Origin of the sequence: Neisseria sp. HMSC70E02 (assembly GCF_001838645.1) — a bacterium.
In the GTDB taxonomy this organism is placed as follows: domain Bacteria; phylum Pseudomonadota; class Gammaproteobacteria; order Burkholderiales; family Neisseriaceae; genus Neisseria; species Neisseria macacae.
Genome location: NZ_KV838146.1, coordinates 2,960 through 3,180, shown reverse-complemented (window position 1 = coordinate 3,180; position 221 = coordinate 2,960). Strand labels below are relative to the sequence as shown.

Below are 221 nucleotides of genomic sequence, written 5' to 3'. Positions count from 1 at the left end.
GCGGTCGTCTGAAAGCAGCGCAGCCGTTTTGCCCTCTCCCCAACCCTCTCCCACGGGAGAGGGGGCAGGGTATGGTTTGACCTTTTCCGTCGGGATGTCGAGGATATTGTGCGCGGGGTCGAAGGCGAATAGTTCGCTGCCGGCTTTGGTGATTCGACCGAGTTTGTCGTACTCGAAATGCGTCGTTCCCGTCCGCTGGTCGGTGCTGTGGGTCAGGTTGC

General features: G+C 60.6%; 1 pseudogene. It reads right to left on the bottom strand.

Annotated features, from left to right (window positions below):
• Positions 1 to 221: pseudogene (locus tag HMPREF3277_RS15055) on the bottom strand (RHS repeat protein); the annotation flags it as partial.